Annotated in this window: 12 protein-coding genes; 10 read left to right on the top strand and 2 right to left on the bottom strand. The window is 67.6% G+C overall.

Going from position 1 to position 14,154, the window contains the following annotated elements; all coding sequences use genetic code 11:
- Positions 1–137 precede the first annotated feature (137 nt).
- Positions 138–782, bottom strand: coding sequence for a cholesterol catabolism transcriptional regulator KstR (kstR, locus tag ACFWPH_RS11785; RefSeq protein ID WP_280416456.1), 645 nt, complete (start codon positions 780–782; stop codon positions 138–140).
- A 131-nt stretch (positions 783–913) separates the two neighbouring features.
- Between kstR and ACFWPH_RS11780 the strand changes: the two genes are divergently transcribed.
- The 10 genes from ACFWPH_RS11780 (at position 914) to ACFWPH_RS11735 (ending at position 12,501) form a co-directional block, all read left to right on the top strand.
- A complete protein-coding gene (locus ACFWPH_RS11780) occupies positions 914–3,088 on the top strand; it encodes an acyl-CoA dehydrogenase family protein (protein WP_378750079.1) in 2,175 nt (724 codons plus the stop codon).
- 26 nt (positions 3,089–3,114) lie between these two features.
- Positions 3,115–4,179: an acyl-CoA dehydrogenase family protein gene (locus ACFWPH_RS11775; RefSeq protein WP_378750077.1), complete on the top strand. Its 1,065-nt coding sequence runs from the start codon at positions 3,115–3,117 to the stop codon at positions 4,177–4,179.
- Positions 4,164–5,333 (top strand): acyl-CoA dehydrogenase family protein, encoded by a 1,170-nt coding sequence (locus ACFWPH_RS11770; RefSeq protein WP_378750075.1) that lies wholly within the window; start codon positions 4,164–4,166, stop codon positions 5,331–5,333. Before ACFWPH_RS11775 ends, ACFWPH_RS11770 begins: the two co-directional genes overlap by 16 nt.
- Positions 5,334–5,436: 103 nt before the next feature.
- A complete protein-coding gene (locus ACFWPH_RS11765) occupies positions 5,437–6,324 on the top strand; it encodes a bifunctional MaoC family dehydratase N-terminal/OB-fold nucleic acid binding domain-containing protein (RefSeq protein WP_378750680.1) in 888 nt (295 codons plus the stop codon).
- Positions 6,321–6,749: a MaoC family dehydratase gene (locus ACFWPH_RS11760; protein ID WP_280416436.1), complete on the top strand. Its 429-nt coding sequence runs from the start codon at positions 6,321–6,323 to the stop codon at positions 6,747–6,749. Before ACFWPH_RS11765 ends, ACFWPH_RS11760 begins: the two co-directional genes overlap by 4 nt.
- Positions 6,746–7,939: a lipid-transfer protein gene (locus tag ACFWPH_RS11755; RefSeq protein WP_378750073.1), complete on the top strand. Its 1,194-nt coding sequence runs from the start codon at positions 6,746–6,748 to the stop codon at positions 7,937–7,939. Before ACFWPH_RS11760 ends, ACFWPH_RS11755 begins: the two co-directional genes overlap by 4 nt.
- A 786-nt stretch (positions 7,940–8,725) precedes the next feature.
- The gene (locus ACFWPH_RS11750) at positions 8,726–9,748 is read left to right on the top strand and encodes a DUF4129 domain-containing protein (protein WP_378750071.1); all 1,023 of its coding nucleotides are present in this window, start codon (positions 8,726–8,728) and stop codon (positions 9,746–9,748) included.
- Positions 9,745–10,239 (top strand): hypothetical protein, encoded by a 495-nt coding sequence (locus ACFWPH_RS11745; RefSeq protein WP_378750069.1) that lies wholly within the window; start codon positions 9,745–9,747, stop codon positions 10,237–10,239. The genes ACFWPH_RS11750 and ACFWPH_RS11745 overlap by 4 nt, the downstream gene beginning before the upstream one ends.
- A gap of 28 nt (positions 10,240–10,267) precedes the next feature.
- On the top strand, positions 10,268–11,230 hold the full coding sequence (locus ACFWPH_RS11740; RefSeq protein ID WP_378750067.1) for an AAA family ATPase: 963 nt from the start codon (positions 10,268–10,270) through the stop codon (positions 11,228–11,230).
- Positions 11,227–12,501: a DUF58 domain-containing protein gene (locus tag ACFWPH_RS11735; RefSeq protein ID WP_378750066.1), complete on the top strand. Its 1,275-nt coding sequence runs from the start codon at positions 11,227–11,229 to the stop codon at positions 12,499–12,501. The genes ACFWPH_RS11740 and ACFWPH_RS11735 overlap by 4 nt, the downstream gene beginning before the upstream one ends.
- A gap of 323 nt (positions 12,502–12,824) precedes the next feature.
- On the opposite strand, the gene ACFWPH_RS11730 is transcribed toward ACFWPH_RS11735, so the two are convergent.
- Positions 12,825–14,138: an alkane 1-monooxygenase gene (locus ACFWPH_RS11730; protein WP_378750678.1), complete on the bottom strand. Its 1,314-nt coding sequence runs from the start codon at positions 14,136–14,138 to the stop codon at positions 12,825–12,827.
- Between the last annotated feature and the right edge of the window lie 16 nt (positions 14,139–14,154).

Genomic DNA, 14,154 nt, shown 5'->3' with positions numbered 1-14,154 from the left:
CAATACTGTGTCATCATCGCCCGTCCGATTCGGCGGGAAGTGCGGGCGGTCGCCTGCGAAGCCCACACGGATCATGGTAGCCGCGGGCGCGCACCGTTGGAGGTCACGGCCGCCGCTGTGAAAGCGGGGTCAGCCGGTCAGGAACGGTCGCCGAGCAGCAGGTCGACGGTCAATTCGAGACGTTCGGACACATCGGTCGCCGATGCGCGGCGAGTGAGCCAGGCAACCAGATTCGACAGCCACACATCGCTGATGACGCGGGCGATGGCGAGCTGGCGTTCGGTGGGGTCGCCGTCGTTCATGGCGCGGGCGAATACCCGGTCCATGACCTTGCCGACACGGTCCACCTCGGCGGCGGCCGAGGCGTCGGCGAACATGAACGCACGGGTCATCGCTTCGGTGAGCAGCGGATCGCGCTGCATCATGCGGGTGATCTGGGAGAGCAGCACATGCATCCGCTCCTCCGGCGATTTGCCGGCCAGCGGTTTGCGCTTGCCCTCGAACTGTTCGAATTCCCGGGCCAGAGCCGAGACCAATAAGTGCACTTTGGACGGGAAGTACCGGTACAGGGTGCCCACCGCGACATCGGCGCGTTCGGCGACGGCTCGCATCTGCACCGCGTCGTAGCCGCCCTTCGAGGCGAGGGCCAGGGTGGCGTCCAGGATCCGCTTGCGCCGCTCCCGCTGAGCCGTCGAACTCAGTTCATCCTCCCGCAGCGTGGTGACGGGTGCGGCCGAGGCCGTATCCGAGTCGCCGGGCCGGGAACGGGAGGGGCTGGCCATGGAGGGGAGTCCTTTCCGTGACGTGGTCGAGCGCGAGCGCGGCCGGTGGGATCGTGTCTTGACTTCCGCCCGCCGTGGATATTAGAACATGTTCTAGGTGTGGGAGTCACGCCGGAAAGGCGGTATGGACTGTGACCATCGCCACCACTGACGAGCATAAAGCCGTTCAACAGTCGATGAACGGATGGGCCGCGGCGGCGCAACCGATTGCAACAATGCGGGCCGAGACCACCGGCTTCTGGCGTTCGTACTGGCCAACGCTGACCGAGCTCGGAATCTTCCAAGTAGCGGTGGCCGAGGAGGCGGGAGGAGCAGGCGGATCGGTGACCGATCTGGCTGTATTCCTCGAACAGGCGGCGCACGACCTGGTCGGCGGCCCGGTGCTGACGACGGCGGTGGCCGGCTACGTGACGGCCGGTGCGCTACCCGAGGATCAGCCCTGCGGGGTCGCGCTGGATACGGTCGTCGCCGAGGAGGCCGAGCCGGCGGCGGCGCCGGAGCTTCGCCCGGGTGACGAGAGCCTGCTGAGCGGGACCTGGGAAACAGTGCTCGGCGCCGAAGCCGGCACCGCGGTGCTGCTACCCGTCGACACCCCGGACGGCCGGCGCTGGTGCCTGCTGCCGCCGGATACGGCCGGGCTGCAACTGGAACCGCTGGAGGCACTCGACCTGGCGAGCCCGCTGGCCCGGGTGCGCTGCACCGATGTGCGGGTGGATGCCGCGGCACTGTTCGCGCCCGCCTACGCCGTTGAAGATCTGCTGGTCGCGCTGGCCGTGGCCGAACTCGCGGGCGTGACCGGCTGGTGCCTGTCCACCGCAGTCGAATACGCGAAGGTCCGCGAGCAGTTCGGTCGCAGTATCGGCTCGTTCCAGGCCGTGAAACATATCTGCGCCTGGATGCTGTGCCGGACCGAGCTCATCCGAGCCGTCGCCGCCGACGCCGCGGCCGCCGTGGACACCGGCGCCGCCGAACTGCCGATCGCCGCCGCGATCGCCGCATCCATCAGCCTCGATGCCGCGGTGGAAACGGCCAAGGATTGCATTCAGGTACTCGGCGGTATCGGGTTCACCTGGGAGCACGACGCGCACCTGTACCTGCGCCGGGCGATAGCACTTCGCCAGTTGCTCGGCGGCGGGTCCTACTGGCGTAGCCGGGTCACCGAACTGACCCGCGCCGGGCGGCGGCGCACCACCGGCGCCGACCGGGTATTCGCCGATGCGGCCGCCGTCGGCGGCACCGGTACCGGCGCTGTCACCGACGAACTCGCCACTGAAGTGGCCCGGATCGCCGCCCTGCCGGCCGACGAACAGCGCACCGCGCTGGCCGAGGCCGGCATGATCATGCCGCACTGGCCCGAGCCCTACGGCCGCGCCGCCGACCCGATGACCGGTCTGGTGATCTCCGAGGAGTTGCGCCGCGCGGGTCTGACGGTGCCCGATCTGACCATCGGCGGCTGGGCGATCCCGACCCTGCTGCAGCACGGAACGCCCGAGCAGATCGAACGTTTCGCCTGGCCGACCCTGCGCGGCGAAGTGGTCTGGTGTCAGCTGTTCAGCGAACCCGGCGCCGGTTCCGACCTCGCCGCGCTGCGCACCAGCGCCGAACGCACCGAGGGCGGCTGGATCCTGCGCGGCCAGAAAGTGTGGACCTCGCTGGCGAAGGAAGCGAACTGGGCGATCTGCCTGGCCCGCACCGATCCGGCCGCACCGAAACACAAGGGCATCAGCTACTTCCTGGTCGATATGCGCAGTGCCGGGATCGATATCCGGCCGCTGGTGCAGATCACCGGCGAGGCCCGGTTCAGCGAAGTGTTCCTCGACGAGGTGTTCGTCCCGGACGATTGTGTGGTCGGCGCGCTGGGCAACGGCTGGAAGATCGCCCGCTCCACACTGTCTGCGGAACGGGTTGCCATGAGCGGCAACGGGATCGGTCCCGCACTGGAGGAACTGATCACCAAATTGCCGGCCACCGGGCGGGGTTCGGAACTGATCAACGACCGGCTGGGCGGTTTCGTCGCCGACGCGATCGCCGGACTGCTGCTGGAACAGCGTGCAGCGGTGCGGATCCTGGCCGGCGCCGATCCGAGCGCGCAGAGCAGTGTGCGCAAATTGGTGGGCGTACGGCACCGGCAGGCGGTCGCCGAGTTCGCGGTACAGGTGGCCGGCCCGGCCGGTGCGCGAACGACCGAGGACACCTCGGAATTCCTGCTCACCCGCTGTCTGTCGATCGCGGGCGGAACCGAGCAGATCCTGTTGACCGTGGCCGCCGAGCGGATCCTGGGCTTGCCCCGCGACGCGGCCGGCTAGTTCGTGCGACGACTGGAGAGCAGAACGTGGACTTCACCCGAGACGAAGCTCAGGAGGCGGTGGCCGAGGTCGTCGTCGGACTCCTGGAGCGACAGGCGGCGCGCGACAGCGCGCTGTGGCCCGAACTGGCGGCGACCGGACTGCTGTCGGTAGCGCTACCGGAGCGGTTCGGCGGCGACGATATGGGTATCGACGCGGTATCGGTACTGCTGACCGAACTGGCCACCGACGCGGTGGCCGCGCCCGCCCTGCCCACCTTGGGTTTCGGTGTCTTGCCCCTGCTGGGCGCCGTACCGGAGAGTGTGGCGGCGGAGGTGTTTCCGGCGGTCGCGGAGGGCGCGGTGCTCACCGCCGCCATCAGCGAGCCCGGCGCGCCGCTGACCACCGAGCCCGCCACCAAGGCGGAGATCTCCGGCGATACCGTGCGGATCACCGGATACAAGGTGGCGGTGCCCTGCGCGGATCAGGCCCGCTGGCTGCTGGTCACCACCGAATCCGGGGTCGCCGTCGTCGATGCGAAGGCGGCGGGCCTGTCGTTCGCGCCGTCCTCGGTATCCGGCGGGCTCCCCGAATTCTCCGTGAAACTGGACGGGGTGCAGATTCCGGCCGACCGGTTGCTGGCCGATGCGGGCCCGCGACTGCACCGGTTCGTACTCGCCACCATCGGCGCCGTCGCCGACGGTCTGCTCTCCGGCGCGGTGAAACTGACTGCCGCGCATGTGGGTACCCGGCAGCAGTTCAACCGGCCGCTGGCGGAGTTCCAGGCCGTCGCCCAGCAGATCGCGGACCTGTATGTGGTCTCGCGTACCCTGCACGTCGCGGCGGTTTCCGCGAACTGGGCGCTCGGGCGCAACGATCCGAGTCCCGAACAGCAGCAGCGGATCGACGACGATCTGAACGTGCTGGCCTATACCGTGGCCGCGGAACTGCCGCGCGCCATGCAGAAATGTCATCACCTGCACGGCGGTATCGGAGTGGATGTCACCCACTCCATGCACCGCTATTACTCACAGTCCAAGGACCTCGCCCGCTGGCTGGGCGGCGCCGCACTGCGGCTCGAACGATTGGGGGCAGGGTGTTCATCGATCTGACCAGCGAACAACGCAAACTTCGTGACGATCTGCGCGCCTATTTCGCCGATCTCGTCACTCCGGAAGAGTCCGCCGAAATGTCGGTCAACCGGCACGGCGACGCCTACCGCGCCGTGGTCCGCCGGATGGGCCACGACGGCTGGCTCGGTGTCGGCTGGCCGAAGGAGTACGGCGGGCACGGGTACGGCCCGGTCGAACAACAGATCTTCTACAACGAGGCCTCCCGCGCCGATGTCCCGCTGCCGCTGGTCACCCTGCTGACCGTCGGCCCGACACTGCAGCAGTTCGGCACGCAGGAGCAGAAAGAGAAGTTCCTGCCCGGAATCCTTTCCGGCGATATCCATTTCGCCATCGGATATTCCGAACCGGAAGCCGGCACCGATCTCGCCGCACTGCGGACGAGCGCGGTGAAGAACGATTCCGGGGATTGGGTCGTCAACGGCCAGAAGATCTTCACCACCGGAGCGCACGAGGCCGATTACGTCTGGCTGGCCTGCCGCACCGGTTCGGTGGAATCACGGCACCGCGGGATCACCATCCTGATCGCCGATACCACTGATCCGGGCTATTCCTGGACCCCGATCATCACCGCCGACGGTGCGCACCACACCAACGCCACCTACTTCGACGATGTCCGGGTTCCGGCGAGCATGCTGGTGGGTGAGGAGAACAAGGGCTGGCGGCTGATCACCACTCAGCTCAACCACGAGCGGGTGAGCCTGGGGCCGTCCGGCAAGATCGAACAGCTCTACGACAAGGTCCGTGACTGGGCCGAGCCGCGGGCGATTCTCGACGAACCCGAAGCGCAGCGGGCGCTGGGCCGTATCCACGCCATGACCCGGCTCAACGAGCTGCTGAACTGGCAGGTCGCGGCGACTGCGGAGGATCCGGACACCGATCAATCGCAGGTCATCGCCGATGCTTCGGCGACCAAGATCTTCTCCACCGAATCGCTTCAGGAAGCCGGCCGGCTGGCCGAAGAGGTCGTGGGCCGCTTCGGCGACCCGGCCGATCCGGCCACCGCGGAACTGCTGGGCTGGCTGGACCGGCGCACCAAACAGAACCTGGTGGTGACCTTCGGCGGCGGCGTCAACGAGGTCATGCGCGAACTCGTCGCCTCCGCAGGCCTGAAACTGCCCCGGGTCCCACGTTGATCCGGGGCGGCCGGATTCCGTGCCCCACCCTCTATCCCTAAGGAGCAGTTCCTTGCCGGATACAAGTACTCCGGAAGAGATCACCGCGGCCGCGGAGAAGATCATGGCGGCCGGCGCCAGCGCGCCCCGGCTCGGCCGTGACCCGGTGAACCAGCCGATGATCAACAATTGGGTGGAGGCCCTGGGCGATACCAACCCGGTGTACGTCGACGAGGCCGCCGCCAAGGCGGCGGGGTTCGACGGGATCGTCGCCCCGCCGGCCATGGCCCAGGTGTGGACCATGCTGGGCCTGGGCGGCCGCCGCCCGGCCGACGACCCCATGGAGGCCACCAACGCCCTGCTCGATTCCGCGGGCTACACCTCGGTGGTCGGCACCAACTGCGACCAGATCTACCACCGCTACCTGCGGCCCGGCGAAGAGGTGAACATCACCAGCGCGCTGGACAGCATCGTGGGCCCGAAAAAGACCGGGCTGGGTGAAGGGTTCTTCCTCACCTACCGCACCAGCTGGTACGTCGGCGACGAACTCGTCACCGAAATGCTGTTCCGCATCCTGAAATTCGCGCCCGGTACCGGTGCGCCCCCGAAGCCGTCGGCCGCCGATCGGGTCCGCCCGCTGGTCTCTCAGGACACCGAATTCTTCTGGGAGGGCGCGAAAGCCGGCGAGCTGCGCATCCAGAAGCTGCCCGACGGTACGCTGCGCCACCCGCCCGTTCCCGCGATCTGGCAGGACAAGACCGAACCGGTCGACTATGTCGTCGCGTCCGGTAAGGGCACCGTGTTCAGCTTCGTCGTGCATCACGCACCCAAGGTCCCCGGCCGCGACCTGCCGTTCGTGGTCGCGCTGGTGGAACTCGAGGAAGGGGTGCGGATGCTGGGCGAACTGCGCGGTATCGAACCCGGCGAGGTCGAGGTGGGGCTGGCCGTCGTCGCCGATTTCGAAAAACTGGACGACGATACGGTGCTGCCGTTCTGGAAGGTGATCCCGTGACGACAACATTCGATCCGGCGGCGGTCGCGGTCGGCACCGAACTGCCCGAACTGTCGATCCACGCCGACCCGACCTTCGTGATCAGCACCGCCCTGGCCACCCGGGACTTCCAGGATGTGCACCACGACCGGGACAAGGCGATCGAGCGCGGTTCGAAGGATATTTTCGTCAATATCCTCACCGATACCGGCCTGGTGCAGCGGTTCGTCACCGACTGGGCGGGCCCGAGCACGGTGGTGAAATCCATTTCGCTGCGCCTCGGTGTGCCGCTCTACGCCTACGACACCCTCACGCTCACCGGCAAGGTGACCGCGCTCGAGGGCTCCGAGGTCAGCCTCGAGGTGATCGGCAAGGACAGCCTCGGCGATCACATCGTCGCGAAGGTCGTCATCGATATCGCGCGTTGCGGCGGAGGTACCCAATGAGCAACTCAGATCATCCACTGTCCGGCCGGGCCGCGATCGCGGGTATCGGCGCCACCGATTTCTCCAAGGAATCCGGCCGCAGTGAACTGCGGCTGGCCGCGGAAGCGGTGACGGCCGCGCTCGCCGACGCCGGGCTCACTCCGGCCGATGTCGACGGCCTGACCACCTTCACGATGGATACCAACCTGCAGGTCGCGGTCGCGCGGGCAACGGGTATTCCGCAGCTGAAGTTCTTCAGCCATATCGGCTACGGCGGCGGCGCGGCCTGCGCCACCGTGCAGCAGGCCGCGATGGCGGTGGCCACCGGGGTCGCGGATGTGGTGGTGGCCTACCGGGCGTTCAACGAACGGTCGGTCTCGCGGTTCGGGCAGTTCTCCACCTCGCTGGCCGCGGCGCCGACCTCCTCCGGGATCGACGCCGGCTGGTCGTATCCGCACGGCCTGGGTACGCCCGCCGCACAGGTCGCGATGGTGGCGCGCCGGTACATGCACGTCTACGGCGCGACGAGCGCCGATTTCGGGCGGATCGCCGTCGCGGATCGCAAACATGCCGCGGTGAACCCGGACGCCTTCTTCTACAACAAGCCGATCACCCTCGACGACCACCAGAAGTCGCGCTGGATCGCCGAACCGCTGCATCTGCTGGACTGCTGCCAGGAATCCGACGGCGGTGTCGCGATCGTGGTGACCAGTGTGGAACGGGCCCGCGACCTGCCCAATCCGGCCGCCGTGATCACTGCCGCCGCCCAGGGCAGCGGGGCCGATCAGTACGTGATGACCAGCTATTACCGCGACGCGCTCACCGGGCTTCCGGAAATGGGACTCGTCGGCGACCAGCTGTGGGAACAGAGCGGTTTACGCCCCGACGATATCCAGACCGCAATTCTGTACGACCACTTCACACCTTTTGTACTCATGCAGCTGGAGGAACTGGGTTTCTGCGGACGCGGTGAGGCGAAGGATTTCATTGCCGGCGGAGCAATCGAAATCGGTGGAAAACTACCGATCAATACCCACGGTGGACAATTGGGCGAGGCATATATCCACGGGATGAACGGTATCGCCGAAGGGGTCCGGCAATTGCGCGGAACCTCGGTGAATCAGGTCGAAAAAGTGGAGAACGTAATGGTCACCGCCGGTACCGGGGTGCCGACCTCGGGTTTGGTACTCAGCGCCGACCACGCCGCCTGAGCTGCGCCCGGGCGGCCGGGAGCGAATGCTCGAGGTCGCCCGGGTCGATGCGGTGGTAACCGCGTATCGGACCACCCGCATGGACGCCGCAAGGTGTACGCCTCTCGCTAACTGCGGAGGACAAGTGCCCTGTGAGCTTCGAATGCGTCGGCCGAACCGGATCGGCAGGGCGGTCCCGAGTGCGGGCTGTCTCGCCGCTCGGGGGCCGCGCGGTTTGCGAGGCTGCCACCTTCTACGCGGCCCGGCCAATTGCCGGTCTGCTCCGAGTCGGTCGCGGGGAAAGTGCCGTTGGGAGTGCGCACCAGCCGCAGGTCGCGTTCGAAAGTCGTGAGCGCCGAGGGGGCGCATCGGGGCAATTCGGCGCGTGGCCAAGGTGATCCCCCTGCTGGGGGCAGTTCGTGGCCGGTGTCGAAACCGAACGAGGCGGGCTGCGGAACCGGCGGGGCGGAACCTCCGGCCGGGCAGAGGCCGGCGGGGTTTTCGTCAACCCTGGTGGACGTGCGACGCGGGCCGGCGTTCATGACCGGCGGTTCGCGCGTCGGGCGAGTTGAGACTCGTCGCCACGCGTTTCGCGGGGCCGTTCCCGGTGCACCCGGGTGCTTGTGAGTTTTCACAGTCGGGAACAAGATATAACTGTCGATTACTCAATGGGCAGTAGGTTTGCCGGCAAGGGGCTGGTAAAGGTGGAAAACTCGTCATTTCATATTCTCGAATCGCTCCCGGACCGGCCGTCCGGCATGTAAATATGTGGCAGTTCTTGGCAGTACACATGGTGGAGTCGAAGTTTTGGCCGGGTCGCGGGCGCTGATCGCGCGCATTGTGGCGGTGTTCGCGCTGCTGTTCTGCGCTGTCGTCGCGCTGCGCGGACATATTCCGGGGATGCCCGAAAACCCGGCGGAAAACGCCGGTGGCGCATCCGCGGTGCTGTCGGTCGTCCTCATGCCCGTTCTGCTCACCGTATCGATCGTGGTGTTGCTGGCCGGGGTCATCGCCAGCCAGCACCGGCTGCCGTTGGCCATGCCCGACCTGGACGCCGACGAATCCGAACAGACCTGGCGGCTGGGTCGCTTCGGGGTGTTCGTGCTGTTCGTACTGGCCGTCGCCGGGGTGCTGGCCTCGATTGTTTTCGCCGTCTATTTCATCGGGTTCCAGCGCGCTGGCGAGCAGGTTCCGGCGGCGCCGGAGCAGCGTTCCGAACAGCCCGCCCGGCCTGTCATGCCGCCCGGTATGGAAGAGGACGAGCCGGTCCTCACCGGGACCGGCCTGATCCTGGCCACCGCCGCTGCCGCGACCCTGGTGGCTGTGGCGGTGACAGGCCTGGTGGTCGTCACCGTGAACACCCAGCGCCGGGAACGCAAGACCGAGTCCGAGGAGGCCGCGGGTGTCACCGGCGAGCAGTTGCGCGAGGAAACCCTGTCCCTGGTGAAGGCCGCCGAGATGGGGCTGGCCGCGATGAACGCACCCGGCCAGGACCCGCGCACCGCGATCATCGCCTGCTATCTGGCGATGGAACGCGGACTCGTCTACGCCCGCGCCGCCGCGCCACTGGCCTCCGACACTCCCATGGAGGTGCTGGCGCGGGCGTTCGAACACGGCGCCCTGCACGATGCCTCCGCCCGCGAGCTGGTCGCGTTGTTCGAGGAAGCCCGGTTCAGCCCGCACGCCATGCTGGAGTGGCAGCGGATGCGCGCCGAACAGCTGTTGCGCGTGGTGCTCTCCGATCTTCAAGGCACGCCGATCCCCGGCGCGCCCGATACAGAATTGCCTGATCAAGTGGCATATCTGCCCGGCGGGACGGTGGCCCGATGACCCGCCCCTGGATTGTCGCGACCGCGATCCTCGCCGTCGCCGTTTTCGAAATCGTGGCCTATCTGCGGGCCCGCGAATTCATGTTGATCGCCGCCGGTGTGCCGGTGGCGATCGCGCTGTGCTGCTTCGTCTGGGTGCTGCTGCGCCCGGAGAGGAAAGAGCGAGAACTCGTCGACGAGATGGAGAACGGGCCCGCCGAAATGCTGCGCCACTGGCATGCCCGCGCCGAAATGCTCGTCGACCGCGCCGACGGAAACCGTGCCGACTGGGACCGGCATCTGCGCCCGCTGCTGGCCAAGGAGTTCCAATTGTCCGCCGGATTGCGGGTCAGCAAGAACCGGCGGGCGCTGGAAAGTGCCGGTATCCACCTTTTCGGCGCCGAATTGTGGCGCTGGGTGGATCCGGCGGATTCGGCGTTGCGTGACCAGAACACGCCCGCGCCGGGTCGCGCGGCTCTGGACGAGATCCTGAGCCGCCTGCAAAGAATGTGAGATGGGTCGACGCATTGCGAGTAAAGACATGACGATGCCCTTGGACGCGACTGTCCAACGCACCGAAGCCGTGCTCCGGGAGGTCTCCCGGGTCGTGGTCGGTAAACGCGATGAGCTACAGCTCATCATGATCGCGATCCTGTCCGGCGGGCATGTGCTCATCGAGGACCTGCCCGGCCTGGGCAAGACATTGATCGCCCGCTCGTTCGCGGCGGCGCTCGGCCTGGATTTCACCCGGGTGCAGTTCACACCCGACCTGTTGCCCGCCGATCTGCTCGGCTCCACCATCTACGACATGTCCACCGGCCGCTTCACCTTCCGTCGGGGCCCGGTGTTCACCCATATGCTGCTCGCCGACGAGGTGAACCGCACCCCGCCGAAAACCCAGGCGGCGCTGCTGGAGGCGATGGCCGAGGGACAGGTGAGTATCGACGGCGAAACGTTCCCGCTGCCACAGCCGTTCGTGGTGCTCGCCACAGACAACCCCATCGAATACGAGGGCACCTACCCACTGCCCGAAGCGCAGCTGGACCGCTTCGCCATTCAATTGCGCCTCGGTTATCTCTCCGAGCTGGATGAAACCGAGATGATCCGGCGAAGGCTCGAACGCGGTGCGGTGCAACCGCGGGTGCACCAGGTGGTGGACGCGAAGGGGCTGCTGGAGATGCGGCACGCGGTCGAATTCGTTTCCGTGCACCCGGATGTGGTGGGTTACGTGGTGGCGCTGGCTTCGGCGACCCGCGGGCATGCGCAGGTGGAAGTCGGGGCCAGTCCGCGGTCGGAACTGGATCTGGTGCAGATGGCGCGCGCCCGTGCGCTGCTGAACGGCCGCGACTATGTCATCCCCGAAGATGTGAAAGCCCTCGCCGTACCCGCCATGGCGCATCGCATCACCCTGCGGCCGGAAATGTGGGTGCGCCGGATCCGCGGCGAGGATGTGATCGGCGAACTCCTGCGCCGGCTCCCGGTTCCGCGCGCCGCCACGCCATGAGACACCGCGACGCCACCGCCACCGTAGAGGCGAGGTTGCGCTGGCGCCCCGCCCCGCTGACCTATCTGCTCGCCATCGCCTCGGCGGTCGCGCTGTTCGGCGCGGTGATCTCGGCCAGCTGGCAGCTGGTGGTTTTCGCCGCGCCCATGCTCGGGGTGCTGGCCGGCGCGCCCTGGCAGGTATCGCGCACCCGGATCCAGGTGGACGGCGGCGGCACCCAGCGGTGTTTCGAGGGGGAGCAGGTCACGGTCACCATCGCCGCGTTCGTCGACCAGGGGCACGCCCTGCTGCGCTGCAAACCGGTGGTCACCGACGGTATGACGGTCACCGTCGACGAATCGTCGGATTCCGGGACAGCGCCCGCCGGGTTGCGGCTGACGGTTTCGGCGCAGCGGTGGGGTCGCTATCCGATCTCGGTGCGGGTGAAGGCGTTGAGCCCCGCCGGGATGGCGCTGGCCACCGTAAACCTGCCCGCCGGCGAAATCTTCGTGTACCCGGTCACCGACCCACAGCGAATACCCCTGCCGCGCACCGAACTTCCCGAACGGCTCGGCGTGCACCTGACCCGCCGGCACGGCCCGGGCGTGGAGTACGCCGATATCCGCGCCTACGCCCCCGGCGACCAGCTCCGCATCGTGAACTGGCCGGTGAGCGCCCGCCGCGGCCGGTTGTATGTGACCGAACGCCTGACCAACCGCTCCGCCGACGTCGTCGTCCTGGTCGATACTTCCCAGCAGGCGCCCGGGCCGGCCACCGACGCCCTCGAACTATCGGTCCGTGGCGCCGCGCAGGTGGTGCAGTCCACGTTGCAAGCCGGCGACCGCACCGCCGTCGTCTGCCTCGGCCGATCGCCCCGCTGGCTACGTCCCGATATCGGGCGCCGCCAGTTCTACCGCATCGTCGACACCGTCCTCGACGTCGGCGACGAGCACATCCCGACCACCGGCACCCTCGCGCCGTGGGCCGCGGTCCCGCTCGGCGCGGTCGTCGTCGCGTTCTCCACGCTGCTGGACACCCAGTTCGCGCTCGCCCTCATCGACCTGCGCAAACGCGGTCACGTGGTGGTGGCTGTGGATGTGCTGCGCGGCAGCCCGTTCGCCGGCGACCTCGACCCCACCATGGAGAAGATGTGGCAGCTCGAGCGGACGTCGATGTACCGCGATATGAGCACGGTCGGCGTCGATATCGTCGGATGGGCCGCTGACGCCCGGCTCGACCAGACCATGCGGCTGCTACCACGGCACCGGCGGATGATGCGAGTACGCCGATGACCAAATTCCTCGCCCACCTCGCCGGAACCCTGCTGGTGCTACTGGTCGCGTTGATCCAGCCGTGGGCGGCCCCGGCCGCGATCGTCCTGGTGATCATCGGCTGGTGGTGGCGTCTGGCCGCCGTCGGCGCGGTACTGCTGGTGATCGGGGTCCTGGGTCTGTCCGACGCCGGGCTGATCGCGGCCGCCGCCGCGGGCCTGGTCGCCACCACCTACCTGCTGAACATCGCCACCGTCACGGCTCCACGCGGGGTGGTCCCGACAACGCTGCCCTCGGTGATCGGCGCCGTCGTCTGGACCGTCGCCGCGGCCGGCGCGGCCGCGCTACCCGTCGAACTGGCCTGGTCGCCCGTGGTCGCACCGGTCCTGGTGATCCTGCTGTCCTCGATCCTCACCTACAGCATCACCGCCACCCGCCGCCGTCCCGCGAAAACGGTTTCCGCGTCCGGCGCCTAACGGCCGGAGCAGAGCGGAGCCGAGTCTCGGTAGCCGTGTGCGCCGGCCGCGTCCTCGGCAGGATCCTCTACCGGGTTTCCTGTTGACGAGCGTGATGTCACCGCCGTAGTGGTCCAGGACCCGGGGATCCATTACCGCGCGCCACAGTGGTGGGACAGCGGCGAGCAGGACCATGGTGGCGTAGCCGAACGGCAGCTGCGGGGCCTCCGCCGAGCTGCGAAGCGTCTGGTAGCGACGGCCCGGATTGGCGTGGTGGTCGCTGTGGCGTTGCAAGTGGAGCAGGAAGATATTGGTGACCAGGCGGTCACTGTTCCAGCTGTGGCGGGGCGCGCAGCGCTCGTATCGGCCGTCGGGACGGCGTGCCCGCAGCAGCCCATAGTGCTCGAGGTAATTCACGGTTTCGAGCAATCCGATACCGATCACAGCCTGCAGCGCGAGAAAGGGGATGATGCCGGGCCCGAAGACGAGAATCATCGAACCGAACAACGCGACGCTCATCGACCACGCCTGCAGCAGCTGATTGTCGCGGCCCCACCACTTCTTGCCCTTACGGGACAAGCGCTCACGCTCCAGCCTGAGTGCCGACCGGAAACCGCCGACGACGCTGCGCGGTACGAACGCCCACAACGACTCGCCGAAGCGCGCGCTCGCCGGGTCGCCGGGTGTCGCGACACGGACATGGTGGCCGCGATTGTGTTCGACGAAGAAATGACCGTATCCGGACTGTGCCAGTGCGATCTGTGCCAGCCGGCGTTCGAAATGTTCGGCCCGATGGCCGAGTTCGTGGGCCGCGTTGATGCCGATACCGGAAACGAGTCCCATCGTGACGGTCAGGCCCAGTTTGTCGACGAGCTGCAGTTCGGGTTCGGACCACATGTATCCCGCGATGGCCAGGCCGGTGAACTGCATCGGCAGGAAAAGGAACGTGCACCAGCGGTAGTAACGATCACCGGACAATGCCTCGTAGTCCTCGTCCCGGGGGCTGCTTCCATCGCAGCCCACCGTGACGTCCAGGAGCGGAATCACCAGGAACACCACGATCGGCCCGATCCACCAGAACAACGCCAGCCCCGTGAGGTCGACCAGTAGCGCCGGCAGCAGCGCGCAACCGGGCGCCACGGTACTCAGGATCCACAGATAGCGTTTGGGGTCGCGCGCATTCGCCCGTCTGAGGATTGCCAGATCACGCGCCCGCGAC

It is taken from the genome of Nocardia sp. NPDC058499 (genome assembly GCF_042719915.1).
Taxonomy (GTDB): Bacteria; Actinomycetota; Actinomycetes; order Mycobacteriales; family Mycobacteriaceae; genus Nocardia.
The sequence above is the reverse complement of the archived record's forward strand: the minus strand, read 5'-3'. Positions and strand labels throughout refer to the sequence as shown.

What these genes read in the sequence shown, in the direction of transcription:
- ACFWPH_RS11735 (WP_378750066.1), top strand. Translation starts at nt 11,227, where the DNA reads ATGAGACACCGCGACGCCACCGCCACCGTAGAGGCGAGGTTGCGCTGG.
- ACFWPH_RS11765 (WP_378750680.1), top strand. Translation starts at nt 5,437, where the DNA reads ATGGCGGCCGGCGCCAGCGCGCCCCGGCTCGGCCGTGACCCGGTGAAC.
- ACFWPH_RS11755 (WP_378750073.1), top strand. Translation starts at nt 6,746, where the DNA reads ATGAGCAACTCAGATCATCCACTGTCCGGCCGGGCCGCGATCGCGGGT.
- ACFWPH_RS11740 (WP_378750067.1), top strand. Translation starts at nt 10,268, where the DNA reads ATGACGATGCCCTTGGACGCGACTGTCCAACGCACCGAAGCCGTGCTC.
- kstR (WP_280416456.1), bottom strand. Translation starts at nt 782, where the DNA reads ATGGCCAGCCCCTCCCGTTCCCGGCCCGGCGACTCGGATACGGCCTCG.
- ACFWPH_RS11745 (WP_378750069.1), top strand. Translation starts at nt 9,745, where the DNA reads ATGACCCGCCCCTGGATTGTCGCGACCGCGATCCTCGCCGTCGCCGTT.